We start from the raw sequence: 13,927 nt of genomic DNA, 5'->3' as shown, positions 1-13,927 counted from the left end.
TTCGCCATCCGCGAAGGCGGCCGCACCGTCGGCGCCGGCATCGTCGCCTCGATCGTCGAGTAACGATCGAAGCGTTGATGCCGCGAGCCTGCCGACGGAAGCAGGAATATGCAAATGGCGCGCAAGCGCGATTTGCACGCGGCGCCGGCATCGTCGCCTCGATCGTCGAGTAACGATCGAAGCGTTGATGCCGCGAGCCTGCCGACGGAAGCAGGAATATGCAAATGGCGCGCAAGCGCGATTTGCACGCGGCGCCGGCATCGTCGCCTCGATCGTCGAGTAAGCCTCGGACCATCGACTTTAAGCAAGGCCCCGCGGGAAACCGCGGGGCCTTCTGCATTTCGGGGGCATCCTTTAGCAGGCGGGAATAACTCGCCAGTTTTGGGGATGGAGATCCCGGGCAAATCGATTTAGGTTTGTCGCATCGCTTCGGCGAACGGCCCCGGTGGGCCCGGCGTCCCGCGGATCGGGAGAGATCCTGAATGTTGCGCGGCGCTTCACGCATGCGGCGGACCGGAGGGTCGCGCCGCGTGCCAGACGACAACCAACCGATGGGTCCGTTCCATGAAGCCTTCCGCACGCGCGGCGCGCCTCGCGCTCGCCCTGTCCGCGATTCCGATCGTCGCCCCGCCCGCCCCGGCGCGGGCGGGCGAGGAGTCCCTCCTGATCTTCTCGCCGTCGAAGCTGTCGAGCCATGCCTACCGGTTGCGCATGGGGGCGAGGGCGGCGCCGGGCTCCGACGCCGGCGCCGGCGTCGACCTCTCCGTCACCACGTCCTCCACCGGCCGGATCCGCCCGACGCAGGACAATGCCCGCTTCTGGGCGGAGATGCGCGGTTCCGCCGCCTCGGGCGCCCAGCGCCGCGTCAGCGCCGGATACAACCCGATGACCGGCACCGTCACCACGTCCGCCGGCCTTTCGCGCCGCTGGATCGCCCCGCGTCGACGTCGTGGTCGAGCCGTCGGTGGCGATGGACGGGAATGCGCGCACCGGCGATCGCGGCGCCCTGCGCGTCACGCAGAGGGCCGAGGTGCAGGCGCCGTCGACCGGCACGGCGCTGGTCGCCACCGGCTCCGGCGCGATCAGCGACCGCAGCGTGGGCACGTCCGTCGCCCTGGAGCAGAAGCTCTTCGACTGCCTGAATCTGCGCGCCGCGGTCGAACGGCGCGGCAGCAAGACGGTGGGCTCCGTCCGGGCGCGGCTCGCCTTTGGCTGGTAGGCGGAAAGGACGCGGGGACGGCGCGAAAAAATCTCCTCCCCGGACTTGCCAAGTCCGTCCCCGCGCCGTAAAGACGCCATGCCTCGGCGGACGGCGGTGTTTCCGACCGGACGGCGGGGCGTCCAGGGGTATAGCTCAGTTGGTAGAGCGGCGGTCTCCAAAACCGCAGGTCGGGGGTTCGAGCCCCTCTGCCCCTGCCATCGTCCGCCCGGTCAGCGCGAGAGGCTTGCAGCGACGGGCGAGGATGGGGCGACGGGTGGCTCCGTCTCAAATCGCGAAAAGCCCGGTTGCCTCTTGTGAAAAGGCGATTCGGGCTTTATGTAGGGCAAAACAGACACGCGGTGCGTGGGGCTGAGAGTTCGGCTTTACGCGCCGTAATGGCGTGGACATTCAATGGCATCGAAAACGAATCCGATTGCGTTTCTGCAGCAGGTACGCTCCGAGACGTCGAAAGTGACTTGGCCTTCGCGGCGCGAGACGATGATCTCGACCGTCATGGTCTTCGTCATGGTCTTCATCGCCGCGCTGTTCTTCTTCGCGTCGGACCAGCTGATCGGCTGGCTGATCGGCCTGATCCTGAACGCCGGCGCGTGATTGGTTGGAGATGAACATGGCTTCGCGTTGGTACATCGTCCACGCCTATTCGAATTTCGAGAAGAAGGTCGCCGAGGACATCGAGAACAAGGCCCGCCAGAAGGGCCTCGACCATCTCTTCGAGAAGATCCTAGTGCCGACCGAGAAGGTCGTCGAGGTGCGGCGCGGCCGCAAGGTCGATTCCGAGCGCAAGTTCTTCCCCGGCTACGTGCTGGTCCGGGCGAACCTGACGGACGAGGCCTATCACCTCATCAAGAACACGCCGAAGGTGACGGGCTTCCTCGGTTCCGACAACAAGCCGGTTCCGATCCCGGATTCGGAAGCCGAGCGCATCCTCTCGCAGGTGCAGGACGGCGTCGACCGGCCGAAGCCCTCGGTCTCCTTCGAGATCGGCGAGCAGGTGCGCGTCTCCGACGGTCCCTTCGCCTCGTTCAACGGCATCGTCCAGGACGTCGACGAGGAGCGTTCGCGCCTCAAGGTGGAGGTGTCGATCTTCGGCCGCGCCACCCCTGTCGAGCTGGAATACGCCCAGGTCGAGAAAATCTGAATTCCGGCGGCATCGTTCGATGCCGCCCGTCCGAAATCCGGCATCCTGATGCCGGTGGCGGGTGATCCCGCCGATCGCGTGGGAGGGCAGGCGGCCTGAAGCCGGGCGCCTCGACCGCACCACGCAACCGCAGCCGCCGGCTTTCGGGCCGGCATCACGGGCCGGGCGACCGGCCACAGTCTGAAAGGCAGAGAGAAATGGCTAAGAAAGTTGCAGGCCAGCTCAAGCTGCAGGTCAAGGCCGGCTCGGCGAACCCGTCGCCGCCGATCGGTCCTGCGCTTGGTCAGCGCGGCATCAACATCATGGAGTTCTGCAAGGCGTTCAATGCCGCCACGCAGGAAATGGAAAAGGGCATGCCGATCCCGGTCGTCATCACCTATTACCAGGACAAGTCCTTCACCTTCATCATGAAGCAGCCGCCGGTGACCTACTTCCTGAAGAAGGAAGCGAAGATCCAGTCCGGCTCGAAGACCCCGGGCAAGGGTGCCGCCATCGGCAAGCTCACCAAGGCGCAGATCCAGTCGATCGCCGAAGCGAAGATGAAGGATCTCAACGCCGCCGATCTCGAAGGCGCGATGGCAATGGTCGAGGGCTCCGCCCGCGCCATGGGCCTGGAAGTGGTAGGTTGATCATGGCCAAGCTCGCAAAGCGCATCCAGAAGATCCGTGAAGGCGTCGATCCGGCCAAGCTCTACGGCCTCACCGACGCCATCGCCCTCGTCAAGGAACGGGCGACCGCCAAGTTCGACGAGACCGTCGAGGTCGCCATGAACCTCGGCGTCGACCCGCGCCACGCCGACCAGATGGTCCGCGGCGTCGTCAACCTGCCGAACGGCACCGGCCGCGACGTTCGCGTCGCCGTCTTCGCCCGCGGCGCCAAGGCCGACGAGGCCAAGGCTGCGGGTGCCGACATCGTCGGCGCGGAAGACCTGCTGGAAATCGTCCAGGGCGGCAAGATCGACTTCGACCGCTGCATCGCCACGCCGGACATGATGCCGCTCGTCGGCCGCCTCGGCAAGGTGCTCGGCCCCCGCGGCATGATGCCGAACCCGAAGGTCGGCACGGTCACCATGGACGTCGCCGGCGCCGTCAAGGCGTCCAAGGGCGGCGCCGTCGAGTTCCGCGTCGAGAAGGCCGGCATCGTGCATGCCGGCGTCGGCAAGGCCTCCTTCGACGCCAAGGCGCTCGAAGAGAACATCAAGGCCTTCGCGGATGCCGTCATCAAGGCCAAGCCGTCGGGCGCCAAGGGCAACTACGTCAAGCGCGTCGCGATTTCCTCGACGATGGGCCCGGGCGTGAAGATCGACCCGTCGTCGGTCTCGGCCTGATTTTCTTCGGTCCGGCGCGCCGGACCGCAAACGAATTCCCGGCCGGTCTGGCCGGGAATTTCCGGGGAAACCCGGAACTCCTGTCCGAGATTGCAGGTGGTTAGGCCTTAATCACTTGTGCCTGCATGAGACGGGTAAGACCTGGATTTCACTCAGCGCCGGATGGCGCCGGAATTCGGTTCGAACCTACCTTGCCTGTGCCGCGGTCTTAGGATCGAGCGCGGGGGGACAGGATCCTTGAGCGTCGCTCGGGATCTTTTCAAGAAGATCCCTGGCGGCAAAGGCAAACCCGGCAGGTCCCGTGAGCATTCACGGTCCTGTCAACTGGAGATAGGCAGTGGAAAGAGCGGAAAAACGCGAATTCGTCACGGAGCTGAACGAAGTCTTCAAGGCTTCCGGTTCGGTTGTCGTGGCCCGCTATGCCGGCATCACCGTTGCACAGATGAACGATCTTCGTTCGAAGATGCGTGCAGCGGGCGGTACCGTCAAGGTCGCGAAGAACCGCCTGGCCAAGATTGCCCTTCAGGGTACGGAGTCGGAAGGGATCACCGATCTCTTCCAGGGTCAGACGCTCATTGCATACGCCAATGACCCGATGATCGCTCCGAAGGTTGCCATGGACTTCGCCAAGACCAACGACAAGCTCGTTGTCCTCGGCGGCGCCATGGGCTCGACCACGCTCGACGCGGAAGCAGTCAAGTCGCTTGCGACCCTGCCCTCGCTCGACGAGCTGCGTGCAAAGCTGCTGGGCCTTCTCAATGCCCCGGCCACGCGCGTCGCCACGGTCGTTGCAGCACCGGCAAGCCAGCTTGCCCGGGTGTTTGCAGCCTACGCCAAGAAGGACGAAGCCGCTTGAGGCGGTTTTTCGCTGTAAATCAGAAACACCAGTTCGAACCGAACAAAAGGAACTATCAAAATGGCTGATCTCGCAAAGATCGTTGAAGAACTCTCCTCGCTGACCGTCCTGGAAGCCGCCGAGCTTTCCAAGCTGCTCGAAGAGAAGTGGGGCGTCTCGGCTGCCGCTCCGGTCGCCGTCGCCGCTGCCGGCGGCGCTGCCGCTCCGGCTGCCGCTGAGGAAGAAAAGACCGAATTCGACGTGATCCTCGCCGACGCCGGCGCCAACAAGATCAACGTCATCAAGGAAGTCCGCGCCATCACCGGCCTCGGCCTCAAGGAAGCCAAGGACCTCGTCGAAGGCGCTCCGAAGCCGGTCAAGGAGGGCGTTTCCAAGGCCGAAGCCGCCGACCTCAAGAAGAAGCTTGAGGACGCCGGCGCCAAGGTCGACGTCAAGTAATACCGGAATACGTCGGGAGAGGGCCTCGTCCTCTCCCGACGGTTTTCCTCCGAACGGATTACCCAAAAGCCGCGAAAACCGGCTTTTGGGTAATGGGTTCTTCAAGAGGATGGTCTTCCGCAGGGCGATCGTGGCAATCCGGCCCGTGGCCCCGCAGGCGAGACGAGATTGAAACGACCCATGTCCGACGGGATCGACTGGCCAGCGAACCCCGTCCGTTGCAGGCCCGGATGCTTAATTTTGAAGGAGCGACGATGGCTCAGACCCTTTCGTTCAACGGTCGCAGGCGCGTACGCAAGTTTTTTGGAAAAATCCCCGAAGTCGCGGAGATGCCGAACCTCATCGAGGTCCAGAAGGCATCCTACGACCAGTTCCTGATGGTCGAGGAGCCCGCCGGCGGACGGCCGGACGAGGGCCTCCAGTCCGTCTTCAAGTCGGTCTTCCCGATTACCGATTTCTCCGGCGCCTCCATGCTGGAATTCGTCTCCTACGAGTTCGAGCAGCCGAAATTCGACGTCGAGGAATGCCGCCAGCGCGACCTCACCTATGCGGCGCCGCTGAAGGTGACGCTGCGCCTCATCGTCTTCGATATCGACGAGGACACGGGCGCCAAGTCCATCAAGGACATCAAGGAACAGAACGTCTACATGGGCGACATGCCGCTCATGACCGACAACGGCACCTTCATCGTCAACGGCACCGAGCGCGTCATCGTCTCCCAGATGCACCGTTCGCCGGGCGTCTTCTTCGACCATGACAAGGGCAAGAGCCACTCCTCCGGCAAGCTGCTGTTCGCAGCCCGCGTCATCCCGTACCGCGGCTCCTGGCTCGACATCGAGTTCGACGCCAAGGACATCGTGCACGCCCGCATCGACCGCCGCCGCAAGATCCCGGTGACGTCGCTGCTGATGGCGCTCGGCATGGACGGCGAGGACATCCTCTCGACCTTCTACACGAAGTCGCTCTACCAGCGCGACGGCGACGGCTGGCGCATTCCCTTCAACCCGGACGCGCTGAAGGGCCAGAAGGCCGTCTCCGACCTCGTCGACGCCGATACCGGCGAAGTCGTGGTCGAGATCGGCAAGAAGCTGACGCCGCGCCTGCTGAAGCAGCTCGCCGAGAAGGGCCTCAAGGCGCTGAAGGCGACCGACGACGAGCTCTACGGCAACTATCTCGCCGAAGACGTCGTCAACTACGAAACCGGCGAGATCTACCTCGAGGCCGGCGACGAGATCGACGAGAAGTCGCTGCCGATCATCCTGTCGGCGGGCTTCGCGGAGATCCCGGTCCTCGACATCGACCACATCAATGTCGGCGCCTATATCCGCAACACGCTCGCCGCCGACAAGAACGAGAACCGCCAGGACGCGCTGTTCGACATCTACCGCGTCATGCGCCCGGGCGAGCCGCCGACCATGGAATCGGCCGAAGCCATGTTCAACACGCTGTTCTTCGATCCGGAGCGCTACGACCTCTCCGCCGTCGGCCGCGTGAAGATGAACATGCGCCTCGACCTCGACGTTCCGGACACGGTCCGCATCCTGCGCAAGGAGGACATCCTTGCCGTGGTCAAGATGCTGGTCGAGCTGCGCGACGGCAAGGGCGAGATCGACGACATCGACAACCTCGGCAACCGCCGCGTCCGCTCGGTCGGCGAGCTGATGGAAAACCAGTACCGTCTCGGCCTGCTCCGCATGGAGCGCGCGATCAAGGAACGCATGTCCTCGATCGAGATCGACACGGTCATGCCGCAGGACCTGATCAACGCGAAGCCGGCGGCCGCCGCCGTGCGCGAGTTCTTCGGCTCCTCGCAGCTGTCGCAGTTCATGGACCAGGTGAACCCGCTCTCGGAGATCACCCACAAGCGCCGTCTCTCGGCCCTCGGCCCGGGCGGTCTCACCCGCGAGCGCGCCGGCTTCGAAGTCCGCGACGTGCATCCGACCCACTACGGCCGCATCTGCCCGATCGAGACGCCGGAAGGCCCGAACATCGGCCTGATCAACTCGCTCGCCACCTTCGCCCGCGTCAACAAGTACGGCTTCATCGAGAGCCCGTACCGCAAGATCGTCGACGGCAAGGTGACGAACGACGTGGTCTACCTCTCCGCCATGGAAGAGGCGAAGTACCACGTCGCGCAGGCGAACTCGGTGCTGAACGACGACAACTCCTTCGCGGAGGAATTCGTCGTCTGCCGTCACGCCGGCGAAGTGATGCTCGCGCCGCGCGACCAGATCAATCTGATGGACGTCTCGCCGAAGCAGCTCGTTTCGGTCGCGGCCGCGCTCATCCCGTTCCTCGAGAACGACGACGCGAACCGCGCGCTGATGGGCTCGAACATGCAGCGTCAGGCCGTGCCGCTTCTGCGCGCCGAAGCCCCGTTCGTCGGCACCGGCATGGAGCCGGTCGTCGCCCGCGACTCGGGTGCCGCCATCGCGGCGCGGCGCGGCGGCGTCGTCGACCAGGTCGACGCGACCCGTATCGTCATCCGCGCCACCGAGGACCTCGATCCGTCGAAGTCCGGCGTCGACATCTACCGCCTGCAGAAGTTCCAGCGTTCCAACCAGAACACCTGCGTCAACCAGCGCCCGCTGGTCAACGTCGGCGACGTTCTCAACAAGGGCGACATCATCGCGGACGGTCCCTCGACCGACCTCGGCGACCTCGCCCTCGGCCGCAACGCGCTCGTCGCGTTCATGCCCTGGAACGGCTACAACTACGAGGACTCGATCCTGCTCTCCGAGCGCATCGTGCGCGATGACGTCTTCACCTCGATCCACATCGAGGAGTTCGAGGTCATGGCCCGCGACACCAAGCTCGGGCCGGAAGAGATCACGCGCGACATCCCGAACGTCTCGGAAGAAGCGCTGAAGAACCTCGACGAGGCCGGCATCGTCTATATCGGCGCGGAAGTTCAGCCGGGCGACATCCTTGTCGGCAAGATCACGCCGAAGGGCGAAAGCCCGATGACGCCGGAGGAAAAGCTGCTCCGCGCCATCTTCGGCGAGAAGGCCTCCGACGTGCGCGACACGTCGATGCGCATGCCGCCCGGCACCTTCGGCACGGTCGTCGAGGTTCGCGTCTTCAACCGCCACGGCGTGGAGAAGGACGAACGCGCGATGGCGATCGAGCGCGAGGAGATCGAGCGTCTCGCCAAGGACCGCGACGACGAGCAGGCGATCCTCGACCGCAACGTCTACGGGCGCCTCACCGACATGCTGCGCGGCCACGTCGCCGTGGCGGGTCCGAAGGGCTTCAAGAAGGGCACGGAGCTTGCGAACGCCGTGATCTCCGAATATCCCCGCTCGCAGTGGTGGATGTTCGCCGTCGAGGACGAGAAGGTCCAGGGCGAGATCGAGGCGCTGCGCGCGCAGTACGACGAATCCAAGTCGCGCCTCGAACAGCGCTTCATGGACAAGGTCGAGAAGGTCCAGCGCGGCGACGAGATGCCTCCGGGCGTCATGAAGATGGTCAAGGTCTTCGTCGCGGTGAAGCGCAAGATCCAGCCCGGCGACAAGATGGCCGGCCGCCACGGCAACAAGGGCGTCGTCTCGCGCATCGTGCCGATCGAGGACATGCCGTTCCTGGAGGACGGCACGCATGTCGACGTCGTGCTGAACCCGCTCGGCGTGCCGTCGCGCATGAACGTCGGCCAGATCCTGGAGACCCACCTCGGCTGGGCCTGCGCCGGGATGGGCCGCCAGATCGGCGAGATGCTCGACGCCTACAAGGCGGGCGCCGACATCAAGCCGCTGCGCGACACGATCGACAGCGTCATCGGCGCCGGCCCGAAGGGCGAGCCGATCAAGCAGTACGACGACGAGTCGATCGTCCGCCTCGCGGAACAGACCCGTCGCGGCGTGTCGATCGCCACGCCGGTCTTCGACGGCGCCGTCGAGAAGGACGTCAACGAGATGCTCGAGAAGGCCGGCCTCAAGGTCACCGGCCAGTCGACGCTCTATGACGGCCGGACCGGCGACCAGTTCGACCGCCAGGTGACCGTCGGCTACATCTACATGCTGAAGCTGAACCACCTCGTCGACGACAAGATCCACGCCCGCTCGATCGGCCCGTACTCGCTCGTCACCCAGCAGCCGCTGGGCGGCAAGGCGCAGTTCGGCGGCCAGCGCTTCGGCGAGATGGAGGTCTGGGCGCTCGAAGCCTACGGCGCCGCCTACACGCTGCAGGAAATGCTGACCGTGAAGTCGGACGACGTGGCGGGCCGCACCAAGGTCTACGAGGCGATCGTGCGCGGCGACGACACGTTCGAGGCGGGCATTCCGGAGAGCTTCAACGTTCTCGTCAAGGAAATGCGCTCGCTCGGCCTGTCGGTGGAGCTCGAGAACTCCAAGGTCGATCCGAACGCGGAAGCCGGCCAGCTTCCGGACGCGGCGGAATAAGCCTGATCGGGTGCGCGCCGCAAAGGCGCGCACCATCTCCGCTCCTGCCGGAAGGCTGGGGCGGCTCATCCGTTTCAAGCAGCCTGCGGCACCCGGGTATCGCCGCAATCGGCTGCTAAGCAGAGGGCCACTGGCCCACGAAGGAGATAGGCATGAACCAAGAGGTCATGAACCTTTTCAACCCGCAGGTGCCTGCGCAGACGTTCGATTCCATCCGGATCTCGATCGCGTCTCCCGAAAAGATCCTTTCCTGGTCGTACGGCGAGATCAAAAAGCCGGAAACGATCAACTACCGCACGTTCAAGCCGGAACGCGACGGTCTCTTCTGCGCGCGCATCTTCGGTCCGATCAAGGACTACGAGTGCCTGTGCGGCAAGTACAAGCGCATGAAGTACAAGGGCATCATCTGCGAAAAGTGCGGCGTCGAGGTTACGCTGTCGCGCGTTCGCCGCGAGCGCATGGGCCATATCGAGCTCGCCGCGCCCGTCGCCCATATCTGGTTCCTGAAGTCGCTGCCGTCGCGCATCGCCACGCTGCTCGACATGACGCTCAAGGATGTCGAGCGGGTTCTCTATTTCGAGAACTACATCGTCACCGAGCCGGGGCTGACCGCGCTCAAGGAGAACCAGCTTCTCTCCGAAGAAGAATACATGATCGCCGTCGACGAATATGGTGAAGACCAGTTCACGGCGATGATCGGCGCCGAGGCGATCTACGAGATGCTCGCCTCGATGAACCTCGATAAGATCGCCGGCGACCTGCGCTCGGAGCTCGCCGACACCACGTCGGATCTGAAGCAGAAGAAGCTGATGAAGCGGCTGAAGATCGTCGAGAACTTCATCGAATCCGGCAACCGCCCGGAATGGATGATCATGAAGGTCGTGCCGGTGATCCCGCCGGACCTGCGTCCGCTGGTCCCGCTCGACGGCGGCCGCTTCGCGACGTCGGACCTCAACGACCTCTATCGCCGCGTCATCAACCGCAACAACCGTCTGAAGCGGCTCATCGAGCTGCGCGCGCCGGGCATCATCATCCGCAACGAGAAGCGCATGCTTCAGGAATCGGTCGATGCGCTGTTCGACAACGGCCGCCGCGGCCGCGTCATCACGGGTGCCAACAAGCGCCCGTTGAAGTCGCTCTCCGACATGCTCAAGGGCAAGCAGGGCCGGTTCCGCCAGAACCTGCTCGGCAAGCGCGTCGACTATTCCGGCCGTTCGGTCATCGTGACCGGTCCGGAGCTGAAGCTGCACCAATGCGGCCTGCCGAAGAAGATGGCGCTCGAGCTGTTCAAGCCCTTCATCTACGCCCGCCTCGACGCCAAGGGCTTCTCCTCGACCGTCAAGCAGGCGAAGAAGCTGGTCGAGAAGGAAAAGCCGGAAGTCTGGGATATCCTCGACGAGGTCATCCGCGAGCATCCGGTGCTGCTCAACCGCGCGCCGACGCTGCACCGCCTGGGCATCCAGGCCTTCGAACCGATCCTGGTCGAAGGCAAGGCGATCCAGCTGCACCCGCTCGTCTGCACGGCCTTCAACGCCGACTTCGACGGCGACCAGATGGCCGTCCACGTGCCGCTGTCGCTCGAAGCCCAGCTCGAAGCCCGCGTGCTGATGATGTCGACGAACAACATCCTGCATCCGGCCAACGGCGCGCCGATCATCGTGCCCTCGCAGGACATGGTTCTCGGCCTGTACTACCTGTCTATCATGAACCAGAACGAGCCGGGCGAGGGCATGGCCTTCTCCGACATGGGCGAGCTGCACCATGCGCTCGAAAACAAGGTCGTCACGCTGCACTCGAAGATCAAGGGCCGCTACAAGTCCGTCGATCTCGACGGCAAGCCGATCTCGAAGATCTACGAGACGACGCCCGGCCGCATGATCATCGGCGAGCTCCTGCCGAAGAACGGCAACATCCCGTTCGACATCTGCAACCAGGAAATGACCAAGAAGAACATCTCCAAGATGATCGACACGGTCTACCGCCATTGCGGCCAGAAGGACACGGTCATCTTCTGCGACCGCATCATGCAGCTCGGCTTCGCGCATGCCTGCCGCGCCGGCATCTCGTTCGGCAAGGACGACATGGTGATCCCGGACACCAAGGTGAAGATCGTCGGCGACACCGAAGCGCTCGTGAAGGAATACGAGCAGCAGTACAATGACGGCCTGATCACCCAGGGCGAGAAGTACAACAAGGTCGTCGACGCCTGGGGCAAGGCCACGGAAAAGGTCGCGGAAGAGATGATGGCCCGCATCAAGGCCGTCGAGTTCGACCCCGCGACCGGCCGCCAGAAGCCGATGAACTCGATCTACATGATGTCGCACTCCGGCGCCCGCGGTTCTCCGAACCAGATGCGCCAGCTCGGCGGCATGCGCGGCCTCATGGCCAAGCCCTCGGGCGAGATCATCGAGACCCCGATCATCTCGAACTTCAAGGAAGGCCTGACCGTGAACGAGTACTTCAACTCGACGCACGGCGCTCGAAAGGGCCTGGCGGACACCGCCTTGAAGACCGCGAACTCCGGCTACCTGACCCGCCGTCTCGTCGACGTCGCGCAGGATTGCATCGTCACGCATGTCGACTGCGGCACCGACAAGGGCCTCACGATGACGGCGATCGTCGACGCCGGCCAGGTCGTGGCCTCGATCGGCCAGCGCATCCTCGGCCGCACGGCGCTCGACGACATCCTGCATCCGGTTTCGGGCGAACTGATCGTCCCGGCCGGCAAGATGATCGAGGAGGCGCATGTCGCCGACATCGAGAAGGCCGGCATCCAGTCGGTCCGCATCCGCTCGGCGCTGACCTGCGAGATCCAGACGGGCGTGTGCGGCGTCTGCTACGGCCGCGACCTTGCGCGCGGCACGCCGGTCAACATCGGCGAGGCCGTCGGCGTCATCGCCGCGCAGTCGATCGGCGAGCCGGGCACGCAGCTCACCATGCGCACGTTCCACCTCGGCGGCACGGCGACCGTGGTCGACCAGTCGTTCCTGGAAGCGTCCTATGAAGGCACGGTGCAGATCAAGAACCGCAACATGCTGCGCAACTCCGACGGCAACCTCGTCGCGATGGGCCGCAACATGGCGATCCAGATTCTTGACGAGCGCGGTGTCGAGCGGTCCTCGCAGCGCGTTGCCTACGGCTCGAAGATCTTCGTCGACGACGGCGACAAGGTGAAGCGCGGCCAGCGCCTCGCCGAGTGGGACCCCTATACCCGTCCGATGATGACGGAAGTGGAGGGCACCGTACACTTCGAGGACGTGGTCGACGGCATCTCGGTGCTGGAGACGACGGACGAATCCACCGGCATCACCAAGCGTTCGGTCATCGACTGGCGCTCGACGCCGCGCGGTGCGGACCTGAAGCCGGCGATCGTCATCAAGGACAAGAACGGCGCCATCGCCAAGCTGTCGCGTGGCGGCGAAGCCCGCTTCATGCTCTCGGTCGACGCGATCCTCTCCGTCGAGCCGGGCCAGAAGGTCTCCCAGGGTGACGTTCTCGCCCGCTCGCCGCTGGAAAGCGCCAAGACCAAGGACATCACCGGCGGTCTGCCGCGCGTTGCCGAACTGTTCGAGGCCCGTCGTCCGAAGGACCACGCCATCATCGCCGAGATCGATGGCACGGTTCGCCTCGGCCGCGACTACAAGAACAAGCGCCGCATCACCATCGAGCCGGCGGAAGACGGCGTCGAGCCGGTCGAGTACCTGATCCCGAAGGGCAAGCCCTTCCATCTCCAGGACGGCGACTATATCGAGAAGGGCGACTACATCCTCGACGGCAACCCGGCGCCGCACGACATCCTGGCGATCAAGGGCGTGGAGGCGCTGGCCTCCTACCTCGTCAACGAGATCCAGGAGGTCTACCGTCTGCAGGGCGTGGTGATCAACGACAAGCACATCGAGGTGATCGTCCGCCAGATGCTGCAGAAGGTCGAGATCACCGAGGCCGGCGATTCCGGCTACATCGTCGGCGACAATGTCGACCGCATCGAGCTGGAGGACGTCAACGACCGCCTGATCGAGGAAGGCAAGAAGCCGGCCTATGGCGAGCCGGTGCTGCTCGGCATCACCAAGGCCTCGCTGCAGACCCCGTCCTTCATCTCGGCCGCCTCGTTCCAGGAGACCACCAAGGTCCTCACGGAAGCGGCGATCGCCGGCAAGACCGACGGCCTGCAGGGTCTCAAGGAGAACGTCATCGTCGGCCGTCTGATCCCGGCCGGCACCGGCGGCACCATGACCCAGATCCGCCGCATTGCCACGGCGCGCGACGAGATGATTCTCGACGAGCGCCGCAAGTCGACGGGCGCGGGTGCCGCGACCCCCATGCTGGCGGAGCTCGCCGGCGGCGAGGGAACCGCGGCCGAGTAAACGGCCCGCCGACAGACGCGAGAGTCATGACCTCCACCAGAGGTGGAGGTTTGAAACGCTGCGCTTGAACCGCTAGAAGCGGTTTTGTTATAAGTTAGTAGCTACGATTAAAGAGGTCGGCAAAGTCGGAAGCTTTGTCGGCCTTTTCCTGATTACGGATATAACGTCTGACGACCTGCTGATCA

11 protein-coding genes, 1 tRNA gene and 1 pseudogene are annotated in these 13,927 nt (G+C 64.5%); 10 read left to right on the top strand and 3 right to left on the bottom strand.

Annotation, left to right across the window (positions count from 1 at the left end; translation table 11 throughout):
• Together NNZ72_RS25660 and NNZ72_RS24975 are read right to left on the bottom strand one after the other, a co-directional pair.
• Window positions 1-248 (bottom strand): hypothetical protein (locus NNZ72_RS25660; protein WP_503473620.1); only part of this gene is annotated, 248 nt, incomplete at its 3' end.
• A gap of 450 nt (window positions 249-698) precedes the next feature.
• Complete coding sequence (locus NNZ72_RS24975) at window positions 699-905, bottom strand: hypothetical protein (RefSeq protein WP_257318392.1); 207 nt, start codon at window positions 903-905, stop codon at window positions 699-701.
• 65 nt (window positions 906-970) lie between these two features.
• Here NNZ72_RS24975 and NNZ72_RS24970 point away from each other — a divergent pair, with 65 nt between their 5' ends.
• The 10 genes from NNZ72_RS24970 to rpoC all read left to right on the top strand — a co-directional run bounded on the left by NNZ72_RS24970 (window position 971) and on the right by rpoC (window position 13,742).
• Window positions 971-1,219, top strand: coding sequence for a hypothetical protein (locus NNZ72_RS24970; RefSeq protein ID WP_257318391.1), 249 nt, complete (start codon window positions 971-973; stop codon window positions 1,217-1,219).
• Window positions 1,220-1,343: 124 nt separating this feature from the next.
• A tRNA-Trp gene (locus NNZ72_RS24965) sits at window positions 1,344-1,419 on the top strand.
• Between the two features lie 193 nt (window positions 1,420-1,612).
• The gene (gene secE, locus NNZ72_RS24960) at window positions 1,613-1,813 is read left to right on the top strand and encodes a preprotein translocase subunit SecE (protein ID WP_257318390.1); all 201 of its coding nucleotides are present in this window, start codon (window positions 1,613-1,615) and stop codon (window positions 1,811-1,813) included.
• A 16-nt stretch (window positions 1,814-1,829) separates the two neighbouring features.
• Complete coding sequence (nusG, locus tag NNZ72_RS24955) at window positions 1,830-2,360, top strand: transcription termination/antitermination protein NusG (protein WP_119259257.1); 531 nt, start codon at window positions 1,830-1,832, stop codon at window positions 2,358-2,360.
• A 197-nt stretch (window positions 2,361-2,557) separates the two neighbouring features.
• Window positions 2,558-2,989, top strand: a complete 432-nt coding sequence (gene rplK, locus NNZ72_RS24950) for a 50S ribosomal protein L11 (RefSeq protein ID WP_257318389.1) — start codon at window positions 2,558-2,560, stop codon at window positions 2,987-2,989.
• 2 nt (window positions 2,990-2,991) lie between these two features.
• Window positions 2,992-3,687 (top strand): 50S ribosomal protein L1, encoded by a 696-nt coding sequence (gene rplA, locus NNZ72_RS24945; RefSeq protein ID WP_257318388.1) that lies wholly within the window; start codon window positions 2,992-2,994, stop codon window positions 3,685-3,687.
• A 337-nt stretch (window positions 3,688-4,024) separates the two neighbouring features.
• The gene (gene rplJ, locus NNZ72_RS24940; protein WP_257318387.1) at window positions 4,025-4,543 is read left to right on the top strand and encodes a 50S ribosomal protein L10; all 519 of its coding nucleotides are present in this window, start codon (window positions 4,025-4,027) and stop codon (window positions 4,541-4,543) included.
• 60 nt (window positions 4,544-4,603) lie between these two features.
• Complete coding sequence (rplL, locus tag NNZ72_RS24935; RefSeq protein WP_257318386.1) at window positions 4,604-4,981, top strand: 50S ribosomal protein L7/L12; 378 nt, start codon at window positions 4,604-4,606, stop codon at window positions 4,979-4,981.
• 254 nt (window positions 4,982-5,235) lie between these two features.
• Entirely contained in the window at window positions 5,236-9,378 is a 4,143-nt protein-coding gene (gene rpoB, locus NNZ72_RS24930; protein ID WP_257318385.1) for a DNA-directed RNA polymerase subunit beta, read from the top strand.
• A gap of 152 nt (window positions 9,379-9,530) precedes the next feature.
• Window positions 9,531-13,742: a DNA-directed RNA polymerase subunit beta' gene (rpoC, locus tag NNZ72_RS24925; protein ID WP_257318384.1), complete on the top strand. Its 4,212-nt coding sequence runs from the start codon at window positions 9,531-9,533 to the stop codon at window positions 13,740-13,742.
• A 94-nt stretch (window positions 13,743-13,836) separates the two neighbouring features.
• Here rpoC and NNZ72_RS25635 read toward each other — a convergent pair.
• Window positions 13,837-13,927, bottom strand: a pseudogene (locus tag NNZ72_RS25635) (IS200/IS605 family transposase); the annotation flags it as partial.

This window comes from Shinella pollutisoli (assembly GCF_024609765.1).
Lineage (GTDB): Bacteria > Pseudomonadota > Alphaproteobacteria > Rhizobiales > Rhizobiaceae > Shinella > Shinella pollutisoli.
This window is presented reverse-complemented; position numbering and strand designations above follow the sequence as displayed.